General features: G+C 63.7%; 15 protein-coding genes. 3 read left to right on the forward strand and 12 right to left on the reverse strand.

Annotated features, from left to right (window positions below):
* Window positions 1-91: 91 nt before the first annotated feature.
* From ccoP to ccoN, 4 genes are read right to left on the reverse strand one after another with little or no spacing between them, the layout of a single operon-like run.
* The gene (gene ccoP / locus AC3WLP_RS25110) at window positions 92-1,033 is read right to left on the reverse strand and encodes a cytochrome-c oxidase, cbb3-type subunit III (RefSeq protein WP_019750807.1); all 942 of its coding nucleotides are present in this window, start codon (window positions 1,031-1,033) and stop codon (window positions 92-94) included.
* Window positions 1,030-1,224 carry a cbb3-type cytochrome oxidase subunit 3 gene (locus tag AC3WLP_RS25115; RefSeq protein ID WP_003254282.1) on the reverse strand — a complete coding sequence of 65 codons (195 nt, stop codon included), beginning with the start codon at window positions 1,222-1,224 and terminating at the stop codon, window positions 1,030-1,032. The genes ccoP and AC3WLP_RS25115 overlap by 4 nt, the downstream gene beginning before the upstream one ends.
* Before the next feature lie 5 nt (window positions 1,225-1,229).
* Entirely contained in the window at window positions 1,230-1,838 is a 609-nt protein-coding gene (gene ccoO / locus AC3WLP_RS25120) for a cytochrome-c oxidase, cbb3-type subunit II (protein ID WP_003254281.1), read from the reverse strand.
* 13 nt (window positions 1,839-1,851) lie between these two features.
* Window positions 1,852-3,276 carry a cytochrome-c oxidase, cbb3-type subunit I gene (gene ccoN / locus AC3WLP_RS25125; RefSeq protein ID WP_003254280.1) on the reverse strand — a complete coding sequence of 475 codons (1,425 nt, stop codon included), beginning with the start codon at window positions 3,274-3,276 and terminating at the stop codon, window positions 1,852-1,854.
* 50 nt (window positions 3,277-3,326) lie between these two features.
* Here ccoN and AC3WLP_RS25130 point away from each other — a divergent pair, with 50 nt between their 5' ends.
* Complete coding sequence (locus AC3WLP_RS25130) at window positions 3,327-4,019, forward strand: alpha/beta family hydrolase (RefSeq protein ID WP_014755847.1); 693 nt, start codon at window positions 3,327-3,329, stop codon at window positions 4,017-4,019.
* A 113-nt stretch (window positions 4,020-4,132) separates the two neighbouring features.
* Here the strand turns inward: AC3WLP_RS25130 and ppnP are convergent, their stop codons facing one another.
* Together ppnP and AC3WLP_RS25140 are read right to left on the reverse strand one after the other, a co-directional pair.
* Complete coding sequence (ppnP, locus tag AC3WLP_RS25135; protein ID WP_003254278.1) at window positions 4,133-4,417, reverse strand: pyrimidine/purine nucleoside phosphorylase; 285 nt, start codon at window positions 4,415-4,417, stop codon at window positions 4,133-4,135.
* 74 nt (window positions 4,418-4,491) lie between these two features.
* On the reverse strand, window positions 4,492-5,043 hold the full coding sequence (locus tag AC3WLP_RS25140) for a 3'-5' exonuclease (protein WP_003254277.1): 552 nt from the start codon (window positions 5,041-5,043) through the stop codon (window positions 4,492-4,494).
* A gap of 171 nt (window positions 5,044-5,214) precedes the next feature.
* Here AC3WLP_RS25140 and AC3WLP_RS25145 point away from each other — a divergent pair, with 171 nt between their 5' ends.
* Window positions 5,215-6,015: a substrate-binding periplasmic protein gene (locus AC3WLP_RS25145; RefSeq protein ID WP_014859403.1), complete on the forward strand. Its 801-nt coding sequence runs from the start codon at window positions 5,215-5,217 to the stop codon at window positions 6,013-6,015.
* A gap of 40 nt (window positions 6,016-6,055) precedes the next feature.
* Here AC3WLP_RS25145 and AC3WLP_RS25150 read toward each other — a convergent pair whose 3' ends face one another.
* Window positions 6,056-6,586: an RNA polymerase factor sigma-70 gene (locus tag AC3WLP_RS25150; RefSeq protein WP_003254275.1), complete on the reverse strand. Its 531-nt coding sequence runs from the start codon at window positions 6,584-6,586 to the stop codon at window positions 6,056-6,058.
* A gap of 309 nt (window positions 6,587-6,895) precedes the next feature.
* Here AC3WLP_RS25150 and AC3WLP_RS25155 point away from each other — a divergent pair, with 309 nt between their 5' ends.
* Complete coding sequence (locus AC3WLP_RS25155; RefSeq protein ID WP_088513750.1) at window positions 6,896-19,849, forward strand: non-ribosomal peptide synthetase; 12,954 nt, start codon at window positions 6,896-6,898, stop codon at window positions 19,847-19,849.
* Between the two features lie 42 nt (window positions 19,850-19,891).
* Here AC3WLP_RS25155 and AC3WLP_RS25160 read toward each other — a convergent pair whose 3' ends face one another.
* From AC3WLP_RS25160 to dsbD, 5 genes are all read right to left on the reverse strand, one after another.
* Window positions 19,892-20,593: an ATP-binding cassette domain-containing protein gene (locus tag AC3WLP_RS25160; RefSeq protein WP_088513749.1), complete on the reverse strand. Its 702-nt coding sequence runs from the start codon at window positions 20,591-20,593 to the stop codon at window positions 19,892-19,894.
* Complete coding sequence (locus tag AC3WLP_RS25165; RefSeq protein WP_014755853.1) at window positions 20,593-21,330, reverse strand: hypothetical protein; 738 nt, start codon at window positions 21,328-21,330, stop codon at window positions 20,593-20,595. The genes AC3WLP_RS25160 and AC3WLP_RS25165 overlap by 1 nt, the downstream gene beginning before the upstream one ends.
* An 827-nt stretch (window positions 21,331-22,157) precedes the next feature.
* Complete coding sequence (gene dsbG / locus AC3WLP_RS25170) at window positions 22,158-22,916, reverse strand: thiol:disulfide interchange protein DsbG (protein WP_012051702.1); 759 nt, start codon at window positions 22,914-22,916, stop codon at window positions 22,158-22,160.
* Window position 22,917: 1 nt separating this feature from the next.
* Entirely contained in the window at window positions 22,918-23,754 is an 837-nt protein-coding gene (locus AC3WLP_RS25175) for a TlpA disulfide reductase family protein (RefSeq protein ID WP_012051703.1), read from the reverse strand.
* Window positions 23,754-25,469 (reverse strand): protein-disulfide reductase DsbD, encoded by a 1,716-nt coding sequence (gene dsbD / locus AC3WLP_RS25180; RefSeq protein ID WP_012051704.1) that lies wholly within the window; start codon window positions 25,467-25,469, stop codon window positions 23,754-23,756. Before dsbD ends, AC3WLP_RS25175 begins: the two co-directional genes overlap by 1 nt.
* Between the last annotated feature and the right edge of the window lie 252 nt (window positions 25,470-25,721).

Genomic DNA, 25,721 nt, shown 5'->3' on the forward strand with positions numbered 1-25,721 from the left:
GGTGTAAGGTTTGATGGTTATGGTGGGGCGGATATCGAGCGCCGCGCGGGCGGCGCTCGATCTCACAGACGCCGAATTTCTCCCGGCGAACTCACTGGGCAGTCACAGATTCAGCAGCAGTATCCTGCGACAGGCTATACACATAAGCCGCCAGCAGGTGCACCTTGTCATTCCCTTGGATCTCGGCCTGCGCCGGCATTTGCCCTTGGCGACCATAACGAATGGTCTGCTGCAGCTGGGCAAAGCTCGAGCCATAGATGAACGCCTGCGGGTGGGTCAGGTTCGGTGCGCCCATGGCGGGCGTACCTTTGCCTTCCGGCCCGTGGCAGGCCACGCAGTTGGCTGCGAAGATCTTCTGCCCGTTCTCCACATTGGCCTTCGCCCCCTCAGGCAGTGTGCGGCCATCGAGTTTGCTGACCACGAACGCAGCCACGTCGGCCACGCCCTGGTCACCGATCACTTCGGCCCAGGCCGGCATCACGCCATGGCGACCGCTCATGATGGTGGTCTTGATGGTTTCCGGATCGCCGCCCCAGCGCCAGTCATTGTCGGTGAGGTTGGGGAAACCGAAGGCGCCCTTGGCGTCGGAACCGTGGCATACCGAGCAGTTGGAGGCGAACAGGCGGCTGCCCATTTTCAGCGCCTGCGGGTCCTTCGCCACTTCTTCTACGGGCATGGCGGCGTATTTGGCGAAGATCGGACCGAACCTGGCATCGGCCTTGTCCATTTCCTTCTGCCATTCGTTGGCGCCAGTCCAGCCATTTTCATAGCCCGGCAGGATGCCTTTCCAGTTGCCCAGGCCCGGGTAGAGGATCAGGTAGCCGACCGAGAACGCCAAGGTGCCAACGAACAGCCAGAACCACCACTTGGGCAGCGGGTTGTCGTACTCCTCGATACCGTCGAAGCTGTGGCCCATGGTCTCGTCGGTGGTGTTGTTGCTCTGGCCCTTGCGCGTGGCGAGCAGTAGCCAGGTCAGGCCAATCAGGCTACCGATGGTCAGTACGCTGATGTACGTACTCCAGAAGGTGGTCATTGCCCGTTACTCCTTTTTGCAGCAGGCTCCTGCCCGGCAGGGGGCAGGCGGTCGTCGACGAAGGGCAGCAGGCGCGCTTCGGCGAAATCTCGGTCGCGGCGGCGGTTGAAGACCCACAGGGTGAGGCCGATAAAGGCAATCATCACCACTAGGGTGCCCACACCGCGGATCATGCCGATGTCCATTTCCATCGCACTCACCTCTTGTTCTTGATCGCGGTGCCGAGCACCTGCAGGTAGGCGACCAGTGCGTCCATCTCGGTCTTGCCTTTGACCGCTTCACGGGCGCCGGCAATGTCGTCGTCGGTGTACGGCACGCCCAGGGTGCGCAGGGTGCGCATCTTGACGTCGGTGTGGCTGTTGTCGACCTGCTGGGCAACCAGCCACGGGTAGGACGGCATCTTCGACTCCGGTACCACGTTGCGCGGGTTGTACAGGTGCGCACGGTGCCAGTCGTCCGAGTAGCGGCCACCGACCCGGGCCAGGTCCGGCCCGGTGCGCTTGGAGCCCCACAGGAACGGGTGGTCCCACACGCTTTCACCGGCCACCGAGTAGTGGCCGTACCGCTCGGTTTCGGCACGGAACGGGCGGATCATCTGCGAGTGGCAGCCCACGCAACCTTCGCGGATGTAGACATCGCGGCCTTCCAGTTGCAGCGCGGTATAGGGCTTCATGCCTTCGACCGGTTTGTTGGTGACGTCCTGGAAGAACAGCGGGACGATCTGGGTCAGGCCGCCGATGCTGACGGCAAATACCATCAGCAGGGCCATCAGGCCGACGTTTTTCTCGATGACTTCATGTTTCATCAGGCGTTTCTCCTCAAGCCAACTGGGCGTTCGCAGGGGCGACGTCAAGCGCTGGCGAACGCACGGTGCGCCAGGTGTTCCAGGCCATCAGGAACATGCCGCTGAGGAAGATCGCGCCGCCGACGAAGCGCACGACGAAGCCTGGGTGGCTGGCCACCAAGGTTTCCACGAACGAGTAGGTGAGCGTGCCGTCGCTGTTGACCGCGCGCCACATCAGGCCCTGGGCGATGCCGTTGACCCACATCGAGGCGATGTACAGTACGGTACCAATGGTGGCCAGCCAGAAGTGCGCATTGATCAGGCCGAGGCTGTACATGCGTTCTTTGCCGAACACTTTGGGGATGGTGTGGTACAGCGCGCCGATCGAGATCATCGCTACCCAGCCAAGGGCGCCGGCGTGGACGTGGCCGATGGTCCAGTCGGTGTAGTGAGACAGGGCGTTGACCGTCTTGATGGCCATCATTGGCCCTTCGAAGGTGGACATGCCGTAGAACGCCAGCGACACCACCAGGAAGCGCAGGATCGGGTCGCTGCGCAGTTTGTGCCAGGCGCCCGACAGGGTCATCATGCCGTTGATCATGCCGCCCCAGCTTGGCGCCAGCAGGATCAGCGACATCACCATGCCCAGCGACTGCGCCCAATCGGGCAGGGCGGTGTAGTGCAGGTGGTGCGGGCCGGCCCAGATGTACAGGGTGATCAGCGCCCAGAAGTGCACGATCGACAAGCGATACGAATACACCGGCCGTTCGGCCTGCTTGGGCACGTAGTAGTACATCATCCCCAGGAAGCCTGCGGTCAGGAAGAAGCCCACCGCGTTATGGCCGTACCACCACTGCACCATGGCATCGGTGGCGCCTGCGTAGACCGAATAGGATTTGGTCAGGCTGACCGGCAGCTCCAGGTTGTTGACGATGTGCAGCAGCGCCACGGTCAGGATGAAGGCGCCGAAGAACCAGTTGCCGACGTAGATGTGTTTGGTGTTGCGCTTCATCAGCGTGCCAAAGAACACGATGGCGTAGCCCACCCAGACGATGGTGATCAGAATGTCGATCGGCCATTCCAGTTCGGCGTATTCCTTGGAGCTGGTATAGCCCAGCGGCAGGCTGATGGCCGCCAGCAGGATAACCAGTTGCCAGCCCCAGAACGTGAACGCGGCCAGGCCCGGTGCGAACAGGGTGGTCTGGCAGGTGCGTTGCACCGAATAATAGGAGGTGGCGAACAGTGCGCAGCCGCCGAACGCGAAGATCACCGCATTGGTATGCAGGGGGCGCAGGCGGCCGAAGCTGGTCCAGGGGAGGTCGAAGTTGAGGGACGGCCAGGCGAGCTGGGCGGCGATGAAGACGCCGAGCCCCATCCCGACGATTCCCCACACCACCGTCATGATGGCGAATTGGCGGACCACCTTGTAGTTATAGGCGGTACTGCTGGTTGTGTTCATGTATGGGTTCCCATCCACGGTTATTTGGCAGGCTTTACAGCGAGGCAAGCATGATTAATGGGCAAAGTGCCGGTATTGACGGGGATCAATGGGCGAAGGTCGCAAATGTCCCAGGCTTGCGCTGCGATCCTCCGCGGGTTGCAGGTCAGGATGACTACAAGGGGTGCCTGATTCTGGCCCATGGCGCGGGCGCGCCGATGGACAGCGGGTTCATGGACGAAATGGCGCAAAGGCTTGCGGCGCTTGGGGTAGCGGTAGTGCGCTTCGAGTTCCCGTACATGGCCGAGCGCAGGGTTACCGGTGGCAAGCGGCCGCCGAACCCGCAGAAGGTGTTGCTTGAATGCTGGCGCGAGGTGTACCGGCAAGTGCGACCTTTGGTCGCGGGCAAGCTGGCCGTCGGGGGCAAGTCCATGGGCGGGCGCATGGCGAGCCTGCTGGCCGACGAACTGGGCGCGGATGCGCTGGTGTGCCTGGGCTATCCATTCTACGCGGTGGGTAAACCCGAGAAGCCACGGGTAGAGCACCTGGCCGAGTTGAAAACACCGACGTTGATCGTGCAGGGCGAGCGGGATGCGCTGGGTAACCGCGAGGCGGTGGCGGGGTATGCGTTGTCGCCGGCGATCGAGGTGAGCTGGCTAGTGGCGGGGGACCATGACCTGAAGCCGTTGAAGGCTTCGGGGTTCAGCCATGAGCAGCATTTGCAGGCGGCGGCTGAACGTGTTGCTGTTTTCCTGAAGGATTAGTGCTGGATTCTTCGCGGGTAAACCCGCACCTACAAGGACCGCACACCATCGAAGGTCGGCTCAGCACCCTGTAGGATCAGTTTACCCGCGAAGAGGCCGGAACAGGCCGGCGCTTAGTCGCGGTATTCGCACAGGTAAGCGGTATCCACCTTCACCTGCAGCTGGAACTTGCTGTCAGCCGGCACGTTGAACTTGTCACCGGCGTTGAAGGTTTCCCAGTTGTCGCTACCCGGCAGTTTCACGGTCAGCGCGCCCGATACCACATGCATGATCTCACGCTTGGCAGTGCCGAATTCGTATTCGCCCGGAGCCATGACGCCGACAGTGGCCGGGCCTTCTTCGCCCGAGAATGCGATCGACTTGACGGTGCCGTTGAAGTACTCGTTGACCTGGAACATGGGCGACTCCTGAAAAGAGGTGCTGAAAAAGGGCTGGCCAGTATGCCCAAGGCCACAGGCCTCGTCATCTGCTTTCAGGGGCTGTGGGCGGGAAGGGTCAACGGTAATAGCCGCGCCGTGTTGCGCGCATCTTCCAGGGCCCTGTGCTGTTGCCCGCAAAAGTGCATGCCGGCGAGTTGCAGGGCGCCGTTCAGGCCGGTGGGGCGCTGCAAGTGGCGGGCCTTGGCAAAGCGTTGCTTGAGGTTGATGTGCGGCAATGTGCGCAGCAGGCTGTCGAGGCCGTGCTGCTGCCACTCCTGGTGCAATTGCTGGCGGTCGTAGTCGCCCCAGCTGACCCAGGCCTGAAGCTGCCCGCGGTGGTGCCCCAGCCAGCGCTCGAAGCTTGCCCACACCTCGCGAAACGGCGCGGCGTTGTCCACGTCGGCCTGGCTGATGTGGGTCAGCTCACGGCAGAACGGGGTCAGCTGCGGCCGCCGCCGTGGCTTTACAAAACGCTGGAAATGGTCGACCTCGCGGCCTTCGCGGGTCACCAGGCTTGCGCCGATTTCAATGATTTCCATCTCTGTGACCGGCCACCCACCATCGTCGGTGGTGGCTTCCAGGTCGATCACCAACCAATGGCCCATACCAGGCTCCCATGCAGATCCTGCTAGAGCGTAGCCAATGTACGGGCATACGGCATCCTATGGCATTTTGCCGCCTGCTTTGGCACAAAGAGCAGACGCCAGTAGTTGTGCCGCCCCTGGAAAACGCCTAGCTTAAGCGCATACAGGCATAAACCGTGATGAGTGTCCGTCTTGACTCCAGCGCCCGGCCTCAAGGCCTTGTCCACCCTGATGCTGCTGGCCGTGTTCTGGTTGGCGGCACCGGTATGGGCTGGCGAGGCGGTTGAAGTGAAGATTGGCGCAGCCCATTTCCCGCCTTACACAGTGCGCCCCGAGCAAGGTGCCGATACCGGTTTGCTGCCGCAGTTGGTCGATGCACTCAACCGGGCGCAGCAGCACTATCACTTCGTTCTGGTACCTACGTCTATCCAGCGGCGCTTCGGTGACTTCCAGCAGGGCCGCACCGACATGGCCATTTTCGAGAACCCACAATGGGGCTGGGAGCAGATTGCCCATCAGACCGTGGACATGGGCCTGGAAGATGCCGAAGTGTTCGTCTCCCGCAAGGCAAACGGCAGTGATCCGCGTTACTTCGACGACCTGCGCGGCAAACGCCTGGCCTTGTTCAACGGCTACCACTATGCGTTCGCCAGCTTCAACGCTGACCCCGATTACCTGCGCAAGACATACAACGCGACCCTGACCTATTCCCACGACAGCAACCTGCTGATGGTGCAGGCCGGCCGCGCCGATATCGCCCTGGTCACGCGTTCCTACCTCAGCGATTTCCTGGCACGCAACCCGGCGAGCAGGGCGCAGTTGGTGCCTTCGCAACGTATTGACCAGGTCTATCACCACTACGCTTTGCTGCGCCCGGGGGCGCCTATTGGCGAGCAGACGTTCGCTGCACTGCTGCGTGGCCTGCGTGACAGCGGTGAACTGGCGCGGATTTTCGAGCCCTACCGCATCACAGTCAGCACGCGCAGGCCTTGATTCCCGCCCGACGGCCTCGCCAATGTTCTCGAAGAATGACTCAGACCTGCCGGTTGGCGGTCTTGCGGCAATGCACCAGTGCATCGCGGATCATGAAGTTGACCAAGGTCGGCGACACCCCCAGTTCCTTGGCAATGTCCTTTTGCGGTACCCCATGCAGGCGGTACATCTCGAACGCATAGCGGGTACGTTGCGGCAGCTCGTTCAGGGCTTCGGCAATGTCGTCCAGCGCGGCAAGGTTGATATGGGTGGCTTCGGGCGAGGCGTTCTGGATAACCACATTCAGGCCTTCCTCCTCGCTGCCGGAGTACTTCAGCTCCATCGTCTGCTTGCGGTAGTGGTCGATCGCAAGGTTACGCACGATCTGGAACAGGTAGCTTAGCTGCGCCTTGAACGACGAAGTGATCTGCGGGGCAGCGCCGAGCCGGAAGAAGGCGTCTTGCACCACATCCTCGGCGCGGGAGCGGCAGCCAGTGATGCGGGCAGCAATCTTGACCAGGATGCTGCGGTTGTCGACGAAGGCCTGCAGTAATGGTGAATCGCACTTACTTGTGGATAGTTGTTCCGCCATGGAAATCACCTTGTCACAGAGGGGAAAGGAGGCGCCCAGGGGTGGGTCGCTTCCTACGACGTGCGACAAGCTATTCAGAATGATAATGATTGTCAAATGCGAAACTAAATTATTATTGGGTGTTTCTGTTCTAAGGGGGGCATACCTCAAGGTATGCCCCCAACCTTGACGCAGCGCAAAACCCTCACCCCCGCTAATTTCTGCCCCCGTCCATCCGTTCCCCTGTGTACATCCCCGGTCGCCGCTCGCTGCCCGCCCATGTTCGCGGCGTAGCCGGCACGCCCTAACAGACACTGGCAGGAACACCCCATGACGGACGCCTTCGAACTCCCGCTCTCGCTGGTCCAGGCCCTGGCGCAACGCGCCGCGCAGACCCCGGACAGGATTGCCCTGCGCTTTCTCGCCGACACCCCCGGCGAGCAGGCCGTGCTCAGCTACCGGGACCTCGACCAGCGTGCACGCACCATCGCCGCTGCCTTGCAGGCGCGCGCCAGCTTCGGTGACCGTGCCGTGTTGCTGTTCCCTAGCGGGCCAGATTACGTGGCGGCGTTTTTTGGCTGCCTGTATGCGGGCGTGATCGCGGTGCCGGCTTACCCGCCGGAGTCCGCGCGGCAGCATCACCAGGCGCGTTTGCTGTCGATCATCGCCGATGCCGAGCCGCGCCTGCTGCTGACCGTGGCGGCACTGCACGACAACCTGAACGGCCTGGAGGCACTGGCGGCAGATAACGCGCCTGAGCTGCTTGCCGTGGATGGCCTGGACCCGTTGCTGGCCTCGAGCTGGCACGCGCCCGAGCTCCAACGCGATGACATCGCCTTCCTGCAGTACACCTCCGGTTCCACCGCGCTGCCCAAGGGCGTGCAGGTCAGCCATGGCAACCTGGTGGCCAACGAGCAACTGATCCGCCAAGGCTTTGGCATCGACCTCAACCCCGACGATGTGATCGTCAGCTGGCTACCGCTGTACCATGACATGGGCCTGATCGGCGGCCTGCTGCAGCCAATCTTCAGTGGCGTGCCTTGCGTGCTGATGTCGCCGGGGTACTTCCTGGCCCGGCCGTTGCGCTGGTTGCAGGTCATCAGCGAATACGGTGGCACCATCAGCGGTGGCCCCGACTTCGCTTATCGCCTGTGCAGCGAGCGGGTCAGCGAGGCTTCGCTGGCCGGGCTCGACCTGAGCCGCTGGCGCGTGGCCTATTCTGGCTCCGAGCCGATCCGCCAGGACAGCCTGGCCACCTTTGCCGACAAGTTCCAGGCCTGCGGCTTCGACCCACAGAGCTTCTTTGCCAGTTATGGCCTGGCCGAAGCCACCCTGTTCGTCAGCGGCAGCCGTCGTGGTCAGGGCATCGCTGCACTGGAGCTGGACGCCGAAGCCTTCGCTGGCAACCGCGCCGAGCCAGGCAAAGGCAGCGTGCTGATGAGCTGTGGCTACCCACAGCCGGGGCATGCCGTACGCATCGTCGAACCACAACGCCTGCAAGTGCTGGATGACAACCAGGTTGGCGAGATCTGGGCCGGCGGCCCGAGCATCGCATTGGGTTACTGGCGCAACCCCGAAGCCAGCGCTCGAACATTCGTCGAAATGGACGGCCAGACCTGGCTGCGTACCGGCGACCTGGGTTTCATGCGTGAGGGCGAGGTGTTCGTTACCGGGCGCCTGAAAGACATGCTGATCGTGCGCGGACAGAACCTGTACCCACAGGACCTGGAAAAAACCCTCGAGCGCGAAGTTCAGGTGCTGCGCAAAGGCCGTGTGGCGGTGTTCGCCGTCGAGCACCAAGGCGAGGAGGGCATCGGTGTCGCGGTGGAGATCAGCCGCAACGTGCAAAAGGCACTCAAGCCCCAGGACCTGATCAAGACCCTGCGCCAGGTCATCGCCGACGCCTGCCGACAGGCCCCGGCCGTGGTCCTGCTGCTGAACCCCGGCGCGTTGCCGAAGACCTCCAGCGGCAAGTTGCAGCGCTCTGCCTGCCGCCTGCGCATGGACGATGGCAGCCTGGACTGCTATGCCCGTTTCCCTGAGGTGAGCGAAGCCGGTACCCGTGCAACCGCTGGCGATGAGCTACAAGCACGCATCGCCGCTGTGTGGCGCGACATCCTCAAGGTAGAGGCGGTGGCCGCGGACGACCACTTCCTGCTGCTGGGCGGTAACTCCATCGCCGCCACTCAGGCCACAGCGCGCCTGGCCGATGAGTTGGGTATCGACATGAGCCTGCGTACCCTGTTCGAGGCGCCGGTACTGGCCGACTACAGCAAGGCTGTGGCACAGATCATCGCCGATGGCGCCGCAGGCACCGCAGCGATCACCACGCTGGCGCGCGCCCAGGCATTGCCCCAGTCGCTGGCGCAAAACCGCTTGTGGCTGCTGTGGCAGTTGGAACCGCAATCAGCGGCCTACAACATTCCTGCCGGCTTGCACCTGCGTGGCGAGCTTGATGTCAACGCTCTGCACGTGGCCTTCGAGGCACTGGTGGCGCGCCATGAATCGCTGCGTACCGTGTTCAGCGAAGAGAATGGCCAGGCGCTGCAGCGTATCCTGCCGCAGCAGCCGCTCAGCCTGCACCGCCTGGACCTTGAAGGGCACTCGCCCGAGCAGGTTGCCGCGCAGCGTGAAACCGAGGCCCGCCAGCCGTTCGACCTCACCCAGGGGCCGCTGTTGCGGGTAACCCTGGTGCGCCTGGGCGACGAAGAGCATCAGCTGTGGGTGACCCTGCACCACATCGTTGCCGACGGCTGGTCGCTGAACATCCTGCTCGAAGAGTTCGCCAAGCTGTATGCCGCTCGCTGCCAAGGCCTGGAGGCCAACCTGGCGCCGCTGCCGCTGGGTTACGCCGACTACGGCAGCTGGCAGCGGCAATGGCTGGCTGACGGTGAAGCCGAGCGCCAGTTGCAGTACTGGAAGGCACACCTTGGTGGTGAGCTGCCGGCGCTCGACCTGTGCACTGACCACCCGCGCGCCAGCCAGCGCGAACACAGCGCCGCGCGCTTCAGCCTCAAGGTGCCAGCCAGGCTTGGCGAAGCGCTCAAGGGCCTTGCCCACCAGCAGCAGGCCAGCCTGTTCATGGTCCTGCTGGCCGGTTGGCAGGCGCTGCTGCAGCGCTACAGTGGCCAGGCCGATATCCGCGTCGGCGTGCCCAACGCCAACCGCCCGCGCCTGGAAACCCAAGGCATGGTCGGTTTCTTCATCAATACGCAGGTGCTGCGCGCGCGATTCGATGGCCGTCACTCGTTTACCCAGTTGCTGACCCAGGTACGTCAGGCCACCTTGCAAGCCCAGGCTAATCAGGACCTGCCCTTCGAACAGCTTGTCGAAGCCCTGCCCGATGCGCGCGAGCAGGGCCTGTTCCAGGTCATGTTCAACCACCAGCAACGCGACCTGTCAGCCCTGCGGCGCCTGCCAGGGCTGTTGGCCGAAGAGCTGGCGTGGCACAGCCGCGAAGCCAAGTTCGACTTGCAGTTGCACAGTGAGGAGGACCATCTGGGCCGCCTGAGCCTGGCCTTCGACTATGCCGCGGAGCTGTTCGAAGCCAGCACCGTCGAACGTCTGGCCCATCACCTGCTGGCGTTGCTGGAACAGGTGTGTGCCGCGCCGCAGCAGGCGCTGGGCGACGTGCAACTGCTGGATGAGCCCGGCCGTGCGCAGCTGCTGGGTTGGGGCCAGGCACCGGCCGCCGCAGCGCGGCACCTGTTGGTCGAACAACTCAATGAGCAGGCACGCCTAACGCCGCAACGCACCGCCCTGGTTTGGGACGGGGGCAGCCTGGATTACGCCGGGCTGCACCAGCAAGCCAACCGCCTGGCCCACTACTTGCGCGACAAAGGCGTCGGCCCCGATACCTGTGTGGCCATTGCCATCGAGCGCTCACCGCAATTGCTGGTCGGCCTGCTAGCCATTCTCAAGGCTGGCGGTGCCTACGTGCCGCTGGATGTCGATTACCCTGCCGAACGCCTGGCCTACATGCTGGCCGACTGCGACGCCCGTTTGCTACTGAGCCACAGCAGCCTGCTGGGCAAGCTGCCGCAGGTCGACGGTGTCAGCGCCATTGCCCTCGACCAGTTGCACCTGGACAGCTGGCCCAGCCATGCCCCCGGCCTGCACCTGCACGGCGACAACCTGGCCTACGTTATCTATACCTCCGGCTCCACCGGGCAGCCCAAGGGCGTAGGCAATACCCATGCGGCGCTGGCCGAGCGCCTGCAGTGGATGCAGACGACCTATGCGCTGAATGACAGCGACGTGCTGATGCAGAAGGCGCCGATCAGTTTCGACGTCTCGGTGTGGGAATGCTTCTGGCCGTTGGTCACCGGCTGCAAGCTGGTGCTCGCCGGCCCCGGTGAACACCGCGACCCACAGCGTATCGCTGCCCTGGTGCAGGCTTATGGGGTGACTACGCTGCACTTTGTACCGCCGCTGTTGCAGGTGTTCGTCCAGGAGCCGCAGGCAGGTGCCTGCAGTAGCTTGCGCCGGGTGTTCTCGGGTGGTGAAGCGTTGTCCGCCGCGCTGCGTGACCGCGTGCTGCAGGTGCTGCCGCAGGTGCAGCTGCACAACCGGTACGGCCCGACCGAAACCGCCATCAACGTCACCCACTGGCACTGCCAGGTGGCGGACGGCGAGCGCTCGCCCATCGGCCGCCCGCTGGGCAATGTGCTGTGCCGCGTGCTGGACGATGAGCTGGAACTGAGCGCCCCCGGTGTGCCGGGCGAGCTGTACCTCGGTGGCGCGGGCCTGGCCCGTGGTTACCTGGGCCGCCCCGGCCTCACTGCCGAGCGCTTCGTACCGCAGGCCGACGGCAATGGTCAGCGTCTGTACCGCAGTGGCGATCGCGCCCGCTGGCAGGTTCAGCTGGAGGCACTGGAATACCTTGGCCGCCTCGACCAGCAGGTCAAGGTGCGTGGTTTCCGCGTCGAGCCCGAGGAAGTACAGGCCTGCCTGCTGGCACAGGGGGGTGTGGAACAGGCGCTGGTGCTGATACACAAGGACGCCGTTGGCGCGCAACTGGTCGGCTATTACAGTGGCAGCGCCCAGCCTGCCGAGGTGCTGGCCGTGCTGGCTGAGCAATTGCCAGCCTACATGGTGCCGGCGCAACTCATCCCCTTGGCACAGATGCCACTGGGCCCCAGCGGCAAGGTCGACCGCAAGGCACTGCCTGCCCCAGTGTGGCAGCAGCGTGAGCATGTCGAGCCACGAACCGAGCTGCAACAACAAGTCGCAGCCATCTGGCGCGACGTGTTGAATCTGCCACGCATTGGCCTGCAGGACGACTTCTTCGCCCTCGGTGGCCACTCGTTGCTGGCGACTCAGATCGTTTCGCGCACCCGCCAGGCCTGCGATGTCGAGCTGCCGCTCAAGGCCCTGTTCGAAGCCAGCGAGCTGGGCGCCTTCTGTGCCGAGATCGCCCGCCTGCGCGCGGCCGGCGAGCGCAATCTGCAAGGTGCAATCTCCCGTGTCGACCGCCGTCAGGCGGTGCCGCTGTCGTACTCGCAGCAGCGAATGTGGTTCCTCTGGCAGATGGAGCCGGACAGCCCGGCGTACAACGTCGGCGGCATGGCACGCCTGCGCGGCACCCTGCATGTGGACGCCTTCGAGCGTGCGCTGCAGGCGCTGGTCGTGCGCCACGAAACCTTGCGCACCACGTTCCCCAGCATCGACGGCGTGCCGTACCAGTGCGTGGCCGAAGACAGCGGCCTGCATCTGGACTGGCAAGACTTCAGCGCTTTGTCAGACGATGCCTGCCAGCAACGTTTGCAACAACTGGCCGACGACCAGGCGCACCAGCCCTTCGACCTGGAGCGGGGTCCGCTGCTGCGCGCCTGCCTGGTCAAGGCAAACGAGCGCGAGCACTTCTTCGTGCTGACGCTGCACCACATCGTCACCGAAGGCTGGGCCATGGACATCTTCGCCCGCGAGCTGGGCGAGCTGTACGAAGCCTTTGTCGATGACCGCGAATCGCCACTGGCGCCGCTGCCGGTGCAGTACCTGGACTACAGCGTGTGGCAACGGCAATGGCTGGAAAGCGGCGAGGGCGCTCGTCAACTGGCCTACTGGAAGCACCGCCTGGGCGACGAGCACCCGGTGCTGGCGTTGCCTGCCGACCGCCCGCGTCCGGCAGTCCAGAGCCACCGTGGCGCGCTGTACCGCTTCGAACTTGATCCGGCACTGGTGGACCGCGTGCATGCTTTCAATAGCCAGCGCGGCCTAACCCTGTTCATGACCATGACCGCCACCCTGGCCGCCTTGCTGCACCGTTACAGTGGCCAGCGCGACCTGCGTATCGGCGCGCCGGTGGCCAACCGCATCCGCCCGGAGAGCGAAGGCCTGATCGGTGCCTTCCTCAACACCCAGGTGCTGCGTTGCGAGCTGGACGGGCAGATGACCGCCAGTGAACTGCTGGAGCAGCTGCGTCAGGTTGCCATCGAAGGCCAGTCGCACCAGGACCTGCCGTTCGACCAACTGGTAGAGGCCCTGCAGCCACCGCGCAGCAGTGCCTACAACCCGTTGTTCCAGGTGATGTGCAACGTGCAGCGCTGGGCCTTCCAGCAAAGCCGCACGCTGGCCGGCATGCAGGTGGACTACCTGGTCAACGATGCCAGCGCCACCAAGTTCGACCTGTACCTGGAGGTGACCGACCTGGACGGCCGGCTGGGCTGCTGCCTGACCTACAGCCGTGACCTGTTCGACGCGCCGCGCATCGCGCGCATGGCCGAGCACTGGCAACAACTGCTGGTCGGTTTGCTCGACAACCCGCAACACCGCCTGTGCGAACTGCCGATGCTGAGCAGTGCCGAGCAACAAGTGCTTACGGGCCAATTGCAGGGCGAACACGATTTCGACCTTGGCCAGACCCTCCACGGTCTGTTCGCCGCCCAGGCCGCGCGCACGCCACAGGCGGGCGCGTTGACCTTCGCCGGCCAGCACTTGACCTACGCCGAGCTCGACCAGCAGGCCAACCGCCTGGCGCGTGCCCTGCGCGAACGAGGTGTCGGCCCGCAGGTGCGGGTGGGCCTGGCGCTGGAGCGCTCGCTGGAAATGGTCGTCGGCCTGCTGGCCATCCTCAAGGCCGGCGGCGCCTATGTACCGCTCGACCCCGAGTACCCGCTCGACCGCCTGCGCTACATGATCGAAGACAGCCGCATCGGCTTGCTGCTCAGCCAGCGTGCGCTACTGCACACCCTGGGCGAGTTGCCTGAAGGCGTGGCCAGCTGGAGCCTGGAAGACGATGCCGCCAGCCTGGCGGCCTACAGCGATGCGCCGCTGGACAACCTCAGCCTGCCGCAGCACCAGGCTTACCTGATCTACACCTCAGGCTCTACCGGCAAACCCAAGGGCGTGGTAGTCAGCCATGGCGAGTTCGCCATGCACTGCCAGGCGGTGATCGCTGCATTCGGCATGCGCAGCGATGACTGCGAGCTGCACTTCTATTCCATCAACTTCGACGCTGCCAGCGAGCGCCTGTGGGTGCCGCTGTTGTGTGGTGCGCGCGTGGTATTGCGCGCCCAGGGGCAGTGGGGCGCCGAGGACATCTGCCAGTTGGTGCGCGAGCAGCAGGTGAGCATTCTGGGCTTTACCCCCAGCTACGGCAGCCAGCTGGCGCAGTACCTGGGCGGGCGGGGCGAACAATTGCCGGTACGCCTGGTGATTACCGGGGGCGAGGCGCTGACCGGCGAGCACCTGCAGCGTATCCGCCAGGCCTTTGCGCCGCAGCAGTGCTTCAATGCCTACGGCCCGACCGAAACCGTGGTCATGCCGCTGGCGTGCCTGGCCCCAGAGGCCTTGCCAGCAGACCTTGGCAGCGTACCGATCGGCCGCGTCATCGGTAGCCGTACGGCCTACATCCTCGACGAGGATCTGGCCTTGTTGCCGCAAGGCGGTATTGGCGAACTGTACGTCGGCGGTGCCGGCCTGGCCCAGGGTTACCACGACCGGCCAGGCCTCACTGCCGAGCGCTTTGTCGCCGACCCGTTCAGTGCCGAAGGCGGGCGCCTGTACCGTACCGGCGACCTGGTACGCCTGGGTACCGATGGCCTGGTGGAGTATGTCGGCCGTGCCGACCAGCAGGTGAAGATCCGCGGCTTCCGCATCGAACTGGGCGAAATCGAGAGCCGCCTGCAAGCGCACGAGGCTGTCGACGAGGCCGTCGTGCTGGCGCTGGACTTGCCGGGCGGCAAGCAACTGGTGGGCTATCTGGTGTGCAGGCAGGCCACCGCCGGTAACGACGTGCAACAACTGCTGCGCGAAGCGGTGAAAGCCGATGCCCGCCAGCACCTGCCCGACTACATGGTGCCTGCGCACCTGGTGCTGATCGATAGCCTGCCGCTGATGGGCAACGGCAAGCTCGACCGCCGTGCGCTGCCGTTGCCGGACCTTGAGCAGGCGCGCCAGCAATACCAGGCCCCGGGCAATGAGGTGGAAGCACAGTTGGCGCAGATCTGGCGCGAGGTGCTCAACGTTGCCCGGGTCGGCGTGCAGGACAACTTCTTCGAGCTGGGGGGCGACTCGATCCTGTCGATTCAGGTGGTCAGCCGCGCCCGGCAGGCCGGCTTGCAATTCACCCCACGCGACCTGTTCCAGCATCAGACCATCCAGACTCTGGCAACTGTGGTTCAGCTCAGCGAAGCCGCGAGCACCGTCGAGCAGGGCCTGCGCCAGGGCCAGGCCGGGCTGACGCCGATCCAGCACTGGTTCTTCGACAGTGACGTGCCACAGCCGCAACACTGGAACCAGGCCGTGCTGCTGGAGGTGCGCCAACCCTTGGTTGAGGCCACCCTTGAACAGGCATTGGCTGCGCTGGTGCAGCACCATGACAGCCTGCGCCTGCGCTTCAGCGACGCCCAGGGCCGCTGGCAGGCGCAGTACGCGCAGCCTGGCGCCGAGCAACTGCTGTGGAGCGCCACTGTCGCCGATTTCAATGATTGTCAGGCACTCTACACTGACGTGCAGCGCAGCCTGGACCTGCAACAGGGGCCGCTGCTGCGCGCCTTGCTGGTGCGTGACGGGCAGGGCACCCAGCGGTTGTTGCTGGCGATCCATCACCTGGTGGTCGATGGCGTGTCCTGGCGGGTGCTGCTGGAAGACCTGCAGGCGCTGTACCGTGGCCAGCCTCTGCCGGCCAAGACCCACGCCGTCGGCGACTGGGCGGCGCGCCTGGCCAGCTACGCCGGCAGCGATTCGCTGCGTGACGAACTGGCCTGGTGGCAAGGCCAGCTGGGCGGTGTGCGTCGCGAATTGCCGTGCGACCATCCGCAGGGCGGCAATTTGCATCGCCACGCTCAAACCCTGGCCATCGGCCTGGACGTGGAGCAAACCCGGCAGCTGTTGCAACTGGCCCCGGCGGCTTACCACACCCAGGTCAACGACCTGCTGTTGACTGCACTGGCGCGGGCCTTGTGCCGCTGGAGCGGCGATGAAGAAGTGCTGGTGCAGCTCGAAGGCCATGGCCGTGACGGGTTGTTCGAAGACATGGACCTGACCCGCAGCGTCGGCTGGTTCACCAATGCCTACCCACTGAGCCTGCGTCCGCTGCCAGGTGAAGACGACGCGGCGCGGGCCGGTTCGATCAAGCGCATCAAGGAACAACTGCGCCATGTACCGCACAAGGGCCTGGGCTACGGCGTACTGCGCTACCTGGCGGATGCCGCCGGGCGCGAGCAGATGGCGGCCTTGCCGCAGGCGCGCATCACCTTCAACTACCTGGGCCAGTTCGACCAGCAGTTCGACAGTGCGGCCTTGTTCCAGCCCCTGGAAGCCCCGGCCGGGTTGGCGCATGATCTCGATGCGCCGTTGCCCAACTGGTTGAGCGTCGATGGCCAGGTGTATGGCGGTGCTCTGCAACTGCGCTGGACCTTCAGCGCCGAGCGCTACGACCAGCAGACCATCGCGCGTCTGGCTGAGGGCTATCGTCAGGAGCTGCTGGCGCTGGTCGCGCATTGCCTGGCCGATGGCAATGGCAGCTTCACCCCATCGGACTTCCCGCTGGCGCACCTGACTCAGGAGCAGATCGACGCATTGCCGGTCCCGGCCGCGCAGATCGAGGACGTTTACCCGCTGACGCCGATGCAGGAAGGCATGCTGCTGCACACCCTGCTGGAGCCGGGCACTGGCCTGTACTACATGCAGGACCGCTACCGCATCAACAGCGCCCTCGACCCCGAGCGTTTCGCCCAGGCCTGGCAGGCCGTGGTGGCGCGCCACGAAGCGTTGCGCGCCTCGTTCAGCTGGAACAGCGGCGAGGCGATGCTGCAGATCATCCACAAGCCGGGCAACCTGGCGGTGGACTACCAGGACTGGCGCGGCCTGGCCGACGATGCCCAGGAGCAGCGCCTGCAGGCCCTGCACAAGCAGGAGCGCGAGGCCGGCTTTGCCTTGCTCAGCGAGGCACCGTTCCACCTGCGCCTGGTGCGCGTGGCCGATGAACGCTACTGGTTCATGATGAGCAACCACCACATCCTTATCGATGCCTGGTGCCGCTCGCTGTTGATGAACGATTTCTTCGAGGTCTACCAGGCCCTTGGCGAAGGCCGTCAGGCCCAACTGCCGGTGCCACCGCGTTACCGCGATTACATCGGTTGGCTGCAACGCCAGGGTCTGGACGACGCACGCGCCTGGTGGCAGGCCAACCTGGCCGGCTTCGAACGTGCCACAGCCATCCCGAGCGACCGCCCGCTGCGCCATGACCACGCCGGTAGCGGCATGGTCGTCGGCGATTGTTATACCCGCCTTGAGGTGAATGATGGCGTGCGTCTGCGCGAACTGGCCCAGGCCCATCAGCTCACCGTCAACACTTTCGCCCAGGCGGCCTGGGCCCTGGTGCTGTCGCGCTACAGCGGCGACCGCGACGTGGCCTTTGGCGTAACCGTGGCCGGGCGCCCGGTGAGCATGCCGCAGATGCAGCGCACCGTCGGCCTGTTCATCAACAGCGTGGCCCTGCGCGTGCAGTTGCCCGCGGCGGGTGAGCGTTGCAGCGTACGCCAGTGGCTGCAGGGCCTGCTGCAAAGCAACATGGAACTGCGCGAGTACGAATACTTGCCGCTGGTGGCGATCCAGGCGTGCAGCGAGCTGCCCAAGGGCCAGCCGCTGTTCGACAGCCTGTTCGTGTTCGAGAATGCGCCGGTTGAAACCGCCGTGCTCGATCACGCCCAGCACCTGAACGCCAGCTCCGACTCGGGCCGTACCCACACCAACTTCCCGCTGACGGCGGTGTGTTACCCGGGTGATGACCTGGGCCTGCACCTGTCGTTTGACCAGCGTTACTTCGATTACCCGACCGTCGAGCGCCTGCTGGCCGAGTTCAAGCGCCTGCTGCTGGCGCTGGTACAAGGTTTTGAAGGGGAGGTGAGCGAGCTACCGCTGTTGAGCGCCCAGGAGCAAGGCTTCCTGCTGGAGGACTGCAACCGGACCGAGCGGGTTTATCCGCTGGAACAGAGCTACATCGCGCAGTTCGAAGCGCAGGTCGTGGCGCATCCACAGCGTACCGTGGCCCGCTGCCTGGAGGCATCCTATGACTACGCCGGGCTGAACCTGGCGGCCAACCGCCTGGGCCATGCGCTGGTAGCTGCCGGCGTCTGCGTGGACCAGCCAGTGGCACTGCTTGCCGAGCGTGGGTTGCCGCTGCTGGGCATGATTGTCGGCAGCTTCAAGGCCGGCGCCGGCTACCTGCCGCTGGACCCGGGCCTGCCGGCGGCGCGCCTGCAAAGCATCATCCAGCTCAGCCGCACGCCAGTGTTGGTGTGCAGCGCGGCCTGCGCCGAGCAGGGGCGGCAGTTGCTCGGTGAGTTGGAAACTGCGCTGCGGCCGCGACTGCTGGTCTGGGAAGACATCCAGGCCAACCCGATCGCAAGCCACAACCCGGGTATCCACAGTGGCCCGGACAACCTCGCCTACGTGATCTACACCTCAGGCTCGACCGGCCTGCCGAAAGGGGTGATGGTCGAGCAGCGCGGCATGCTCAACAACCAACTGAGCAAGGTGCCTTACCTGGCGCTGAGCGAGCAGGACGTGATTGCCCAGACCGCTTCGCAAAGCTTCGACATCTCGGTCTGGCAGTTCCTGGCTGCGCCGCTGTTCGGCGCCAAGGTAGAGATCGTGCCTAACGCCATCGCCCATGACCCGCAGGGCCTGCTGGCGCACGTGCAGGCCACCGGCATCACCGTGCTGGAGAGCGTGCCGTCGCTGATCCAGGGCATGCTGGCCAGCGACCACCAGGCCCTCGACGGCCTGCGCTGGATGCTGCCGACCGGCGAGGCCATGCCACCGGAGCTGGCGGCGCAGTGGCTGCAGCGCTACCCTCAGATCGGCCTGGTCAATGCCTATGGCCCGGCGGAGTGCTCGGATGACGTGGCGTTCTTCCGCGTCGATGCCGCCTCGACCCAAGGCAGCTACCTGCCCATCGGCACGCCCACCGATAACAACCGGCTGTACCTGTTCGGTGAGGACCAGGCGCTGGTGCCGCTGGGGGCGGTGGGCGAGTTGTGCGTGGCGGGTACGGGTGTAGGCCGTGGCTACGTCGGTGACCCGGTGCGCACGGCACTGGCGTTCATTCCTCACCCTTACGGGGCACCGGGAGAGCGCCTGTACCGTACCGGTGACCTGGCGCGGCAACGCCCGGACGGCGTGCTGGAATATGTCGGGCGCATCGACCACCAGGTGAAGATTCGCGGCTATCGCATCGAACTGGGCGAAATCGAGGCCCGGCTGCATGAGCAGGCGGAAATTCGCGATGCCGCCGTGGCGGTGCAGGAGGGCGTGAACGGCAAGCATCTGGTTGGCTACCTGGTGGCGCACCAGGGCGTCAGTGCCGATGCCGCGTTGCTGGAGCAGGTCAAGCAACGACTGCGTGCCGAGTTGCCGGAGTACATGGTGCCCTTGCACTGGGGCTGGTTCGACAGCTTGCCGCACAACGCCAACGGCAAGCTCGACCGCAAGGCCCTGCCAGCCATCGACATCGGCGGTCAGTACAGTCAGGCCTATCTGGCGCCACGCAACGAATTGGAGGACGTGTTGGCGGGTATTTGGGCCGATGTGCTCAAAGCCGAGCGGGTGGGGGTGCACGACAACTTCTTCGAGCTGGGCGGGCATTCGCTGCTGGCCACGCAGATCGCTTCGCGGGTGCAGAAGCAGCTACAGCTGAACGTGCCGCTGCGGGCGATGTTCGAGTGCAGCACGGTGGAGGCGTTGGCCGAGTATGTCCAGGGGCTGCAGGGCAGTGCGCTGGATGATGACAAGGTCGACCGGCTCAGTGACCTGATGGCTGAACTGGAGGGGCTGTGATGGGCAGGGGCGCTTGGCGCCCCCTCTCGATGGCCACGGTACTTAGACCGAAGCATTGATAAAGGCTTCATCCAGCGATTTGGCACGGTGGCGTTCCATGAACTGTCCACCACTGTCAAACGCTTCCAGTCGTTTGTTTGCGAGCATATAAAAGCGCTGGCAGTTTTTCGTGATTTCCTCTGTGTAATGAGAAGCTATCAGCACGCTCGCGCCTTCCGCGCACGCGCTTTTTATACCGAGCCATATATAATGTCGAAATTCAGGGTCTACGCCAGCCGTTGGCTCGTCAAGAATGATCAAGTCACTGTTTAAAAGCAGCAAGGTCAGCGTGAAGTAGCTGCGAATTTCACCGTAGCTGCAATTGGCGGCTTTTTTCTTGGCGATTTCTGCATATCGCTTGGACAGTGATGGGGACCATTTGGCTAGTTTCGAGAGAATCTCTGTGTGATCTGGGGAAGCATTGGGGGTCAGGCTGGTGATAAGCTTGCCCGCTTCGTTCATACGCAGTAATGGGGGCGGTGTAAGGATTTGGGTCAAATAGGCCTGACTTCTGGATAAATTGGAAATGGCACCTTTTGCCGGTTTCTTTATTTTACAGATGAGGTCGAAAAGTGTTGTCTTTCCGGCCCCGTTGTTGCCCAGAATGCCAACCAGTTCCCCCGCTTTTATAGTGAGTTCAATGTCGTTCAGCAGCGGGTTTCCGCTGTATCCGAAGTGAAGGTTATTTATGGTTAAAATGTCCATCAGTATCGGCTCCATATGGGTTGGATTCTGAAATACCTTCCGGTCAGGTATGTCGAGGCTGCAGAGGCCGAAAGTGCAATCAGGAAACTGTTGAGAAGGGGCATCTCGCCATGGAAGATCTGCGCGCTTAGAAAGAGCGGGTTGATCAGCGTTAGCGTATGCGAAGCATCGTGCCCCAGCGTGGCACCGGTGTATCCGGAGACCAGCATGAGAAATGACATGAGTGAGAAAAGTGTGCTGGCTGTGCTGAATTTTATCGGCAGCGCAGCGATCCCCAGGCCGATACAGGTGAACATGAGGTAGCTGGTGTAAAAGCATGCCATCAGATAGAGGTATTCAGGAAGTGAGTAGTGACCTCGTAAGGGTTTGGTCAAGAGGTAGAATAGTGTGGCGTAAAGCGAGCTCAATAAAAAATAACTGAGTGTGTGGGCAGTCAGGAATAGCTTGATTGCGCTGTGTTGGTAGATGAAGGACCGCGTGAAGCCACTTTCCCTCCTGCCGATGAGGTAGAAACTGAATCCAAAGAACGCGAGGGTGGCAGAGATGTATGAGTAGAACCAGGCGGCTGAAGCGGTATAGGTCGAGGCTGCATACGTTGGCTGGGTGATGACGAAGAGTATGCAAGGGGCCAGCGCTGACCAAAGAAGCGATGTGGGCTCCCTCAAGTGCTCAGTGGTCAAGATTTTTGTGATTGTCGTGATTTTTTTTGCGCTACGGATACAGTGGTTTGGATTCATGAGTAGACCATTTTGGTGTCATGGTTGCGTGTTATTTGATTTCGCAGTGAGTGTCGAAGCCAATGCCATGAGGCTAATGCCATATTGATTTTTCATGAGTGTCTCCTGGTTTTTGGCGTGGTCTGAAATGTATGGGTATGGAGGTTTAGGCGTTCGGCTGTTTCAAGTCAATCTTTCGGTGGGGATGGCGTGGTTGGACGTGATATTGGAGTGTTCGGTTTAAAGCTATTTTTGTGGGAAAATTCTTCAGAAGGGTCTTACTTAAACCTGATAATGTTTTTTGGGGCTTATTTTTTCTTCTAATTGTGTAAGAAGTTTCTGTTTTTGATGCTCGAACGCTCTGTTGTGAGCGCCCGAGTGTTCTTTGTTGTGCGTGTGTGTGGGATTTGAGTAAGGGAAGCAAGCAGACGATGTTTAACGACAGGGGGTGCCGAATAATTGTTGCTAGATTTGTTGAGTGGCAGATTGAAATCTGCGCGGGGTAGATTTGCCGGGCCGGGAGATTTACTGCTTGCGAAAGAACGGCCTGCGTCCAATCACCAATGTGTCTCCACCCCCGATCAGCGTAGGAGCGGGTTTACCCGCGAATACAGTGGCGGCGGCAACGGTGAACGGCTGGTGGAAATTGGCCAGCAGGTCCGGCCCTTTCGCGGGTAAACCCGCTCCTACGCCCGACCGCGCAGGCCTTGCGATCACGTGCCTGGCGTACAATCCAGCCGTTAGCGCGAGCCCCGTAGGAGCGGGTTCACCCGCGAACACCGGCGTAGCCGGTGCCATGCCCCGCGTCACCTGCTTCGCGGCGCTCGATCTTTGCCCCACCACATGCACTAGCGCTTGCCCAGAATCTTCCCAAGCATCTCCGGCCGTGGTGCCCCTTGCTGGCTTTGCAGGTTGCCTTGCTCATCCTGGTAGAAAATGGCCGGGGTCGCCTGCAACCCCATCTCTTCCATCAACGCCATGTTCGCCGCCAGCTTCTGTTGCACAGCCTCTGGCACCTGTTCCAGCGCCTTCAGGGTACTGGCCTTGCCGGCCTTTTCATGCTGTTGCAGTGCCTTGACCGGGTCTTTCGCTGCCAGCAGTGCCGCCGATTTGCCCGGGCTGTCTTCGCGGATGATGCCGACCATGATATGGCGTAACTGCACCTTGCCCGACTCCACCCATGGCCGCGCCTGTTCCCAGAACATGTTGCAGTAGGGGCAGTTCGGGTCGCTGAACAGGTACACCTTGCGCGGCGCGTCGGCCTTGCCATCGGCGATCCACGCGGTCTTTTCCATTTTCGCCCAGATTTCCTTGCTCATCGGCGCGTATACCAGCTTTTGCAGCGGCTCGGCGCTCAGGTCCTTGCCCTGTTCGTCGAACAGGCTGCCGACCAGCACGTGCTTGCCGTCGGCGGTCAGGTACAGGGCCAGGGCGTTGTTCTGGTACTCGGCGGCATAACCGCGCAGGCCGTTGGGCGCATCGAAGCTGCCCTTGATCACGGCGCCCTTGGCTTGCAGTTGCTGAACCGCCTTGGGCAGTTCTTCGGCTTGCAGGGCAGGGGCGGCCAGCAGGGCCAGGGACAGGGGCAGCAGGGCAGTCAATCGCATGTCAGTTTCCTTGTGCGGCAGGGGCGGGCGCAATGGCCCGGTCGAAAGGTTCCAGGGCGTGGCGCAGGCTGGCCCGGGACAGCTCGCCCAGGTGGCTGCCAACCAGCCGCCCGTTGGCGTCGTAGAACAGGGTGGTGGGCAAGGCCATGGAGCCGACGCGCTGGGCCAGCAGGCCGGTGCCGTCGAACAGCACGTGGGTCAGGCTCAGGCCGGTGGTGGCGAGGAAGGTGCTGACGTTTTCCGGGGTTTCGCCCTGGTTGACGAACAGGAAGGTCACGTGCGGGTAATCGCTTTGTGCCTGTTGCAGCACTGGCATCTCACGCCGACACGGTGGGCACCAGGTGGCCCAGATGTTGATGACCAGCGGCTTGCCGCGGTAGCTGTGCAATGCCACGGCCTGGCCGCCGGCGCTGCGCAGGCTCAGTTCGGGCAGCTCGGTGCCTTTGCTGTACAGGTGGCCGCCGAGGCTGGCCAGGCCCCAGAACAGTGCGCCGCTGAACAGCGCCCAGCCTAGCGGGCGGCGCAGGCCGGGGTGGCGCCAGCCCTGCCACAGGGCTCCGAGCACGATGCCGGCAAGGCCCGACCAGAACAGGAAGCCGCCATCGCGAATGTCGATGATTTGCAGCGGGTCGTCCTGATACATCGGCCAGTAGGCCAGCACGAAGCCGGCGCGGGCACACAGCAGGCCGATCAGGAACAGGTTGAACAGCGCCGATTCCGGGCTCTCGCCGCCACGTCGGGCGACCCACCAGCCGACCACGCTGGCGATCACCAGGGCGGTGAGCATCAGCAGATGGTTGAGGGCCATGGTCAGTGGCCCGAGTGTTACGGTCAGCATCAGCCTTGGCTCCTGGTCTGGCCCCAGTGTTGCTGGAACGCTGCTGCGTCCACCTCACCGGTGATGCGCCGCGCGCGGCGTTCTTCACCTTCCGGGCCGATCCAGATGATGCTGGGCGGGCCGGGTACCTGGTAGCGCTGCAGCAGGGCCTTGCTGGCCGGGCTGTCGGCTGTCACGTCCAGGCGCAGCAGGTGTACGCCGGCCAGGCCAGCCTGTACGTCGCTGCGTGCGAACACCTGTTTTTCCATGACTTTGCACGACACGCACCAGTCGGCATAGTAGTCGAGCATCACCCACTGGCCGCGGGCTTTGGCGGCGTCCAGTTCACGTTGCAGGTCTTCGGGGCGGCTGACAGTGACGAAGCTGTCCTCGGTATGCTGGCTCTGGGCTGGCGCGGCGGCACCGCCGGCGAAGGGGCGTAGTGGCTGCCAGAGGTCGTCGCCACCGGCTGCCGCGCCTACCAGCAGCAGGCCGCCCCACAGCGCGCCGAGCAACGGTACTGCACGCAACGCCGGCAGCCGTTGCAGGGCCGGCCAGGCAGCCCAGGCCAGGGCGATCAGCCAGGCGCCGCTCAGTGCCAGCAGCAAGGTCGCAGGCAGCAGGCTGCGCACGGTGTACAGCGCCATGGCCAGGAACACGAAACCGAACACACCCTTGACCCGGTTCATCCACGCACCCGGGCGCGGCAGATAACGGTTGCCCAGGGTTACCAGCAACAGCAGCGGCACGCCCATGCCCAGGCCGAGGCTGAACAGCACCAGCGCGCCTTGCAGCACGTCGCCGCTCTGCGCGATGTACAGCAGCGCACCGGCCAACGGCGCAGTCATGCACGGGCCGAGTAACAGGCCGGACAACGCCCCGAGCAATGCCGCGCCATAAAGGTTGCCGCCACGGGTACCTTGCCCGGCGCGGTCCAGGCGGTCGCGCAGGGCGGCAGGCAGTTGCAGTTCGAAGGCACCGAACATCGGCAGTGCCAGCAGCACGAACAGCCCCGCCAGGCTGCCCAGCAGCCAGGGTTGCTGCAGCCAGGCCTGCAGGCTGGCACCCAGCAGGGCAGCAACCACCCCGAGCCCGGCGTACACCAGGGCCATGCTCAGCACATAGACCCCGGCCAGCAGCCAGCCACGGCGGGCGCTGGCGCCATTGCCCAGCACCAGCCCGGCCAGGATCGGCAGCATCGGCAGCGAGCAGGGGGTAAACGCCAGCAGCAGGCCAAGGCCGAAGAACGCCAGCAGGCTCCAGGCCAGGTGGCCTTGTTGCAGGCCGCTGGCCAGGGCCTGGTCGCTGGCTTGCTCGGCGGCCGGCGTTACGCTGCCACCCAAGTCGATCGAGGTGGTTTGCGGCGGGTAGCACAGGCCGGCGTCGGCGCAGCCCTGCCAGCCTAGGCGCAACTGACCCTGGGCGTTGGCAGGCAATAGCAGTTCAAGCTGGTCGCGGTACACCGCGCTGTCGCCGAAGAACTCGTCGTGATGGTTGAGTGCCGGTGGCAGTTGCGGGTGTTGCTCGGTGGGCAGGCCATCGAACTTCAGGCGCTTCTGGTACAGGTAGTAGCCCGGCTTGATCTGGAAGTACAGGCGCATCTGGCCGTCGGCCTGGCGGTCGTGGGTGAGCACGAAGGCTTGGTCAACCGGCAGGAAGTCTGGTTTCACATCGAACGGGTTGGCTTGCAACGGGCCGGCCAGTAGGAGTGTGAGGAAGAGCAGGAGAACGCGCATGTCTTCGCCTTGGCAGATCTGGGAATGGGGCCATGCTGGCTGGGGTTGATTAAATGAAGGTTAACGCGGGTGTTGGGGTTGGGGTGGTCAGGGAGTAGTAAGAGTTTGGTTCTGGATTTGCAGGGTCTTCGTTGTTGGATTTTCGAGGGGGCGGCGTTGGAATTTTGAGGTGTTTGCCGGGAGAGTTTCAGCGCCTGTGAGATCGAGCGCCGCCCGCGCGGCGCTTCGCGGGTAAACCCGCTCCTACGTTTG

Source organism: Pseudomonas sp. FW305-E2, from assembly GCF_058782925.1.

Coding starts and splice junctions, on each gene's coding strand:
- AC3WLP_RS25150 (WP_003254275.1), bottom strand. CDS start 6,586: ATGGCGGAACAACTATCCACAAGTAAGTGCGATTCACCATTACTGCAG.
- AC3WLP_RS25160 (WP_088513749.1), bottom strand. CDS start 20,593: ATGGACATTTTAACCATAAATAACCTTCACTTCGGATACAGCGGAAAC.
- ccoP (WP_019750807.1), bottom strand. CDS start 1,033: ATGACCACCTTCTGGAGTACGTACATCAGCGTACTGACCATCGGTAGC.
- AC3WLP_RS25130 (WP_014755847.1), top strand. CDS start 3,327: ATGATTAATGGGCAAAGTGCCGGTATTGACGGGGATCAATGGGCGAAG.
- AC3WLP_RS25165 (WP_014755853.1), bottom strand. CDS start 21,330: ATGAATCCAAACCACTGTATCCGTAGCGCAAAAAAAATCACGACAATC.
- AC3WLP_RS25115 (WP_003254282.1), bottom strand. CDS start 1,224: ATGGAAATGGACATCGGCATGATCCGCGGTGTGGGCACCCTAGTGGTG.
- AC3WLP_RS25175 (WP_012051703.1), bottom strand. CDS start 23,754: ATGCTGACCGTAACACTCGGGCCACTGACCATGGCCCTCAACCATCTG.
- dsbD (WP_012051704.1), bottom strand. CDS start 25,469: ATGCGCGTTCTCCTGCTCTTCCTCACACTCCTACTGGCCGGCCCGTTG.
- AC3WLP_RS25155 (WP_088513750.1), top strand. CDS start 6,896: ATGACGGACGCCTTCGAACTCCCGCTCTCGCTGGTCCAGGCCCTGGCG.
- ccoO (WP_003254281.1), bottom strand. CDS start 1,838: ATGAAACATGAAGTCATCGAGAAAAACGTCGGCCTGATGGCCCTGCTG.
- ccoN (WP_003254280.1), bottom strand. CDS start 3,276: ATGAACACAACCAGCAGTACCGCCTATAACTACAAGGTGGTCCGCCAA.
- dsbG (WP_012051702.1), bottom strand. CDS start 22,916: ATGCGATTGACTGCCCTGCTGCCCCTGTCCCTGGCCCTGCTGGCCGCC.
- AC3WLP_RS25140 (WP_003254277.1), bottom strand. CDS start 5,043: ATGGGCCATTGGTTGGTGATCGACCTGGAAGCCACCACCGACGATGGT.
- ppnP (WP_003254278.1), bottom strand. CDS start 4,417: ATGTTCCAGGTCAACGAGTACTTCAACGGCACCGTCAAGTCGATCGCA.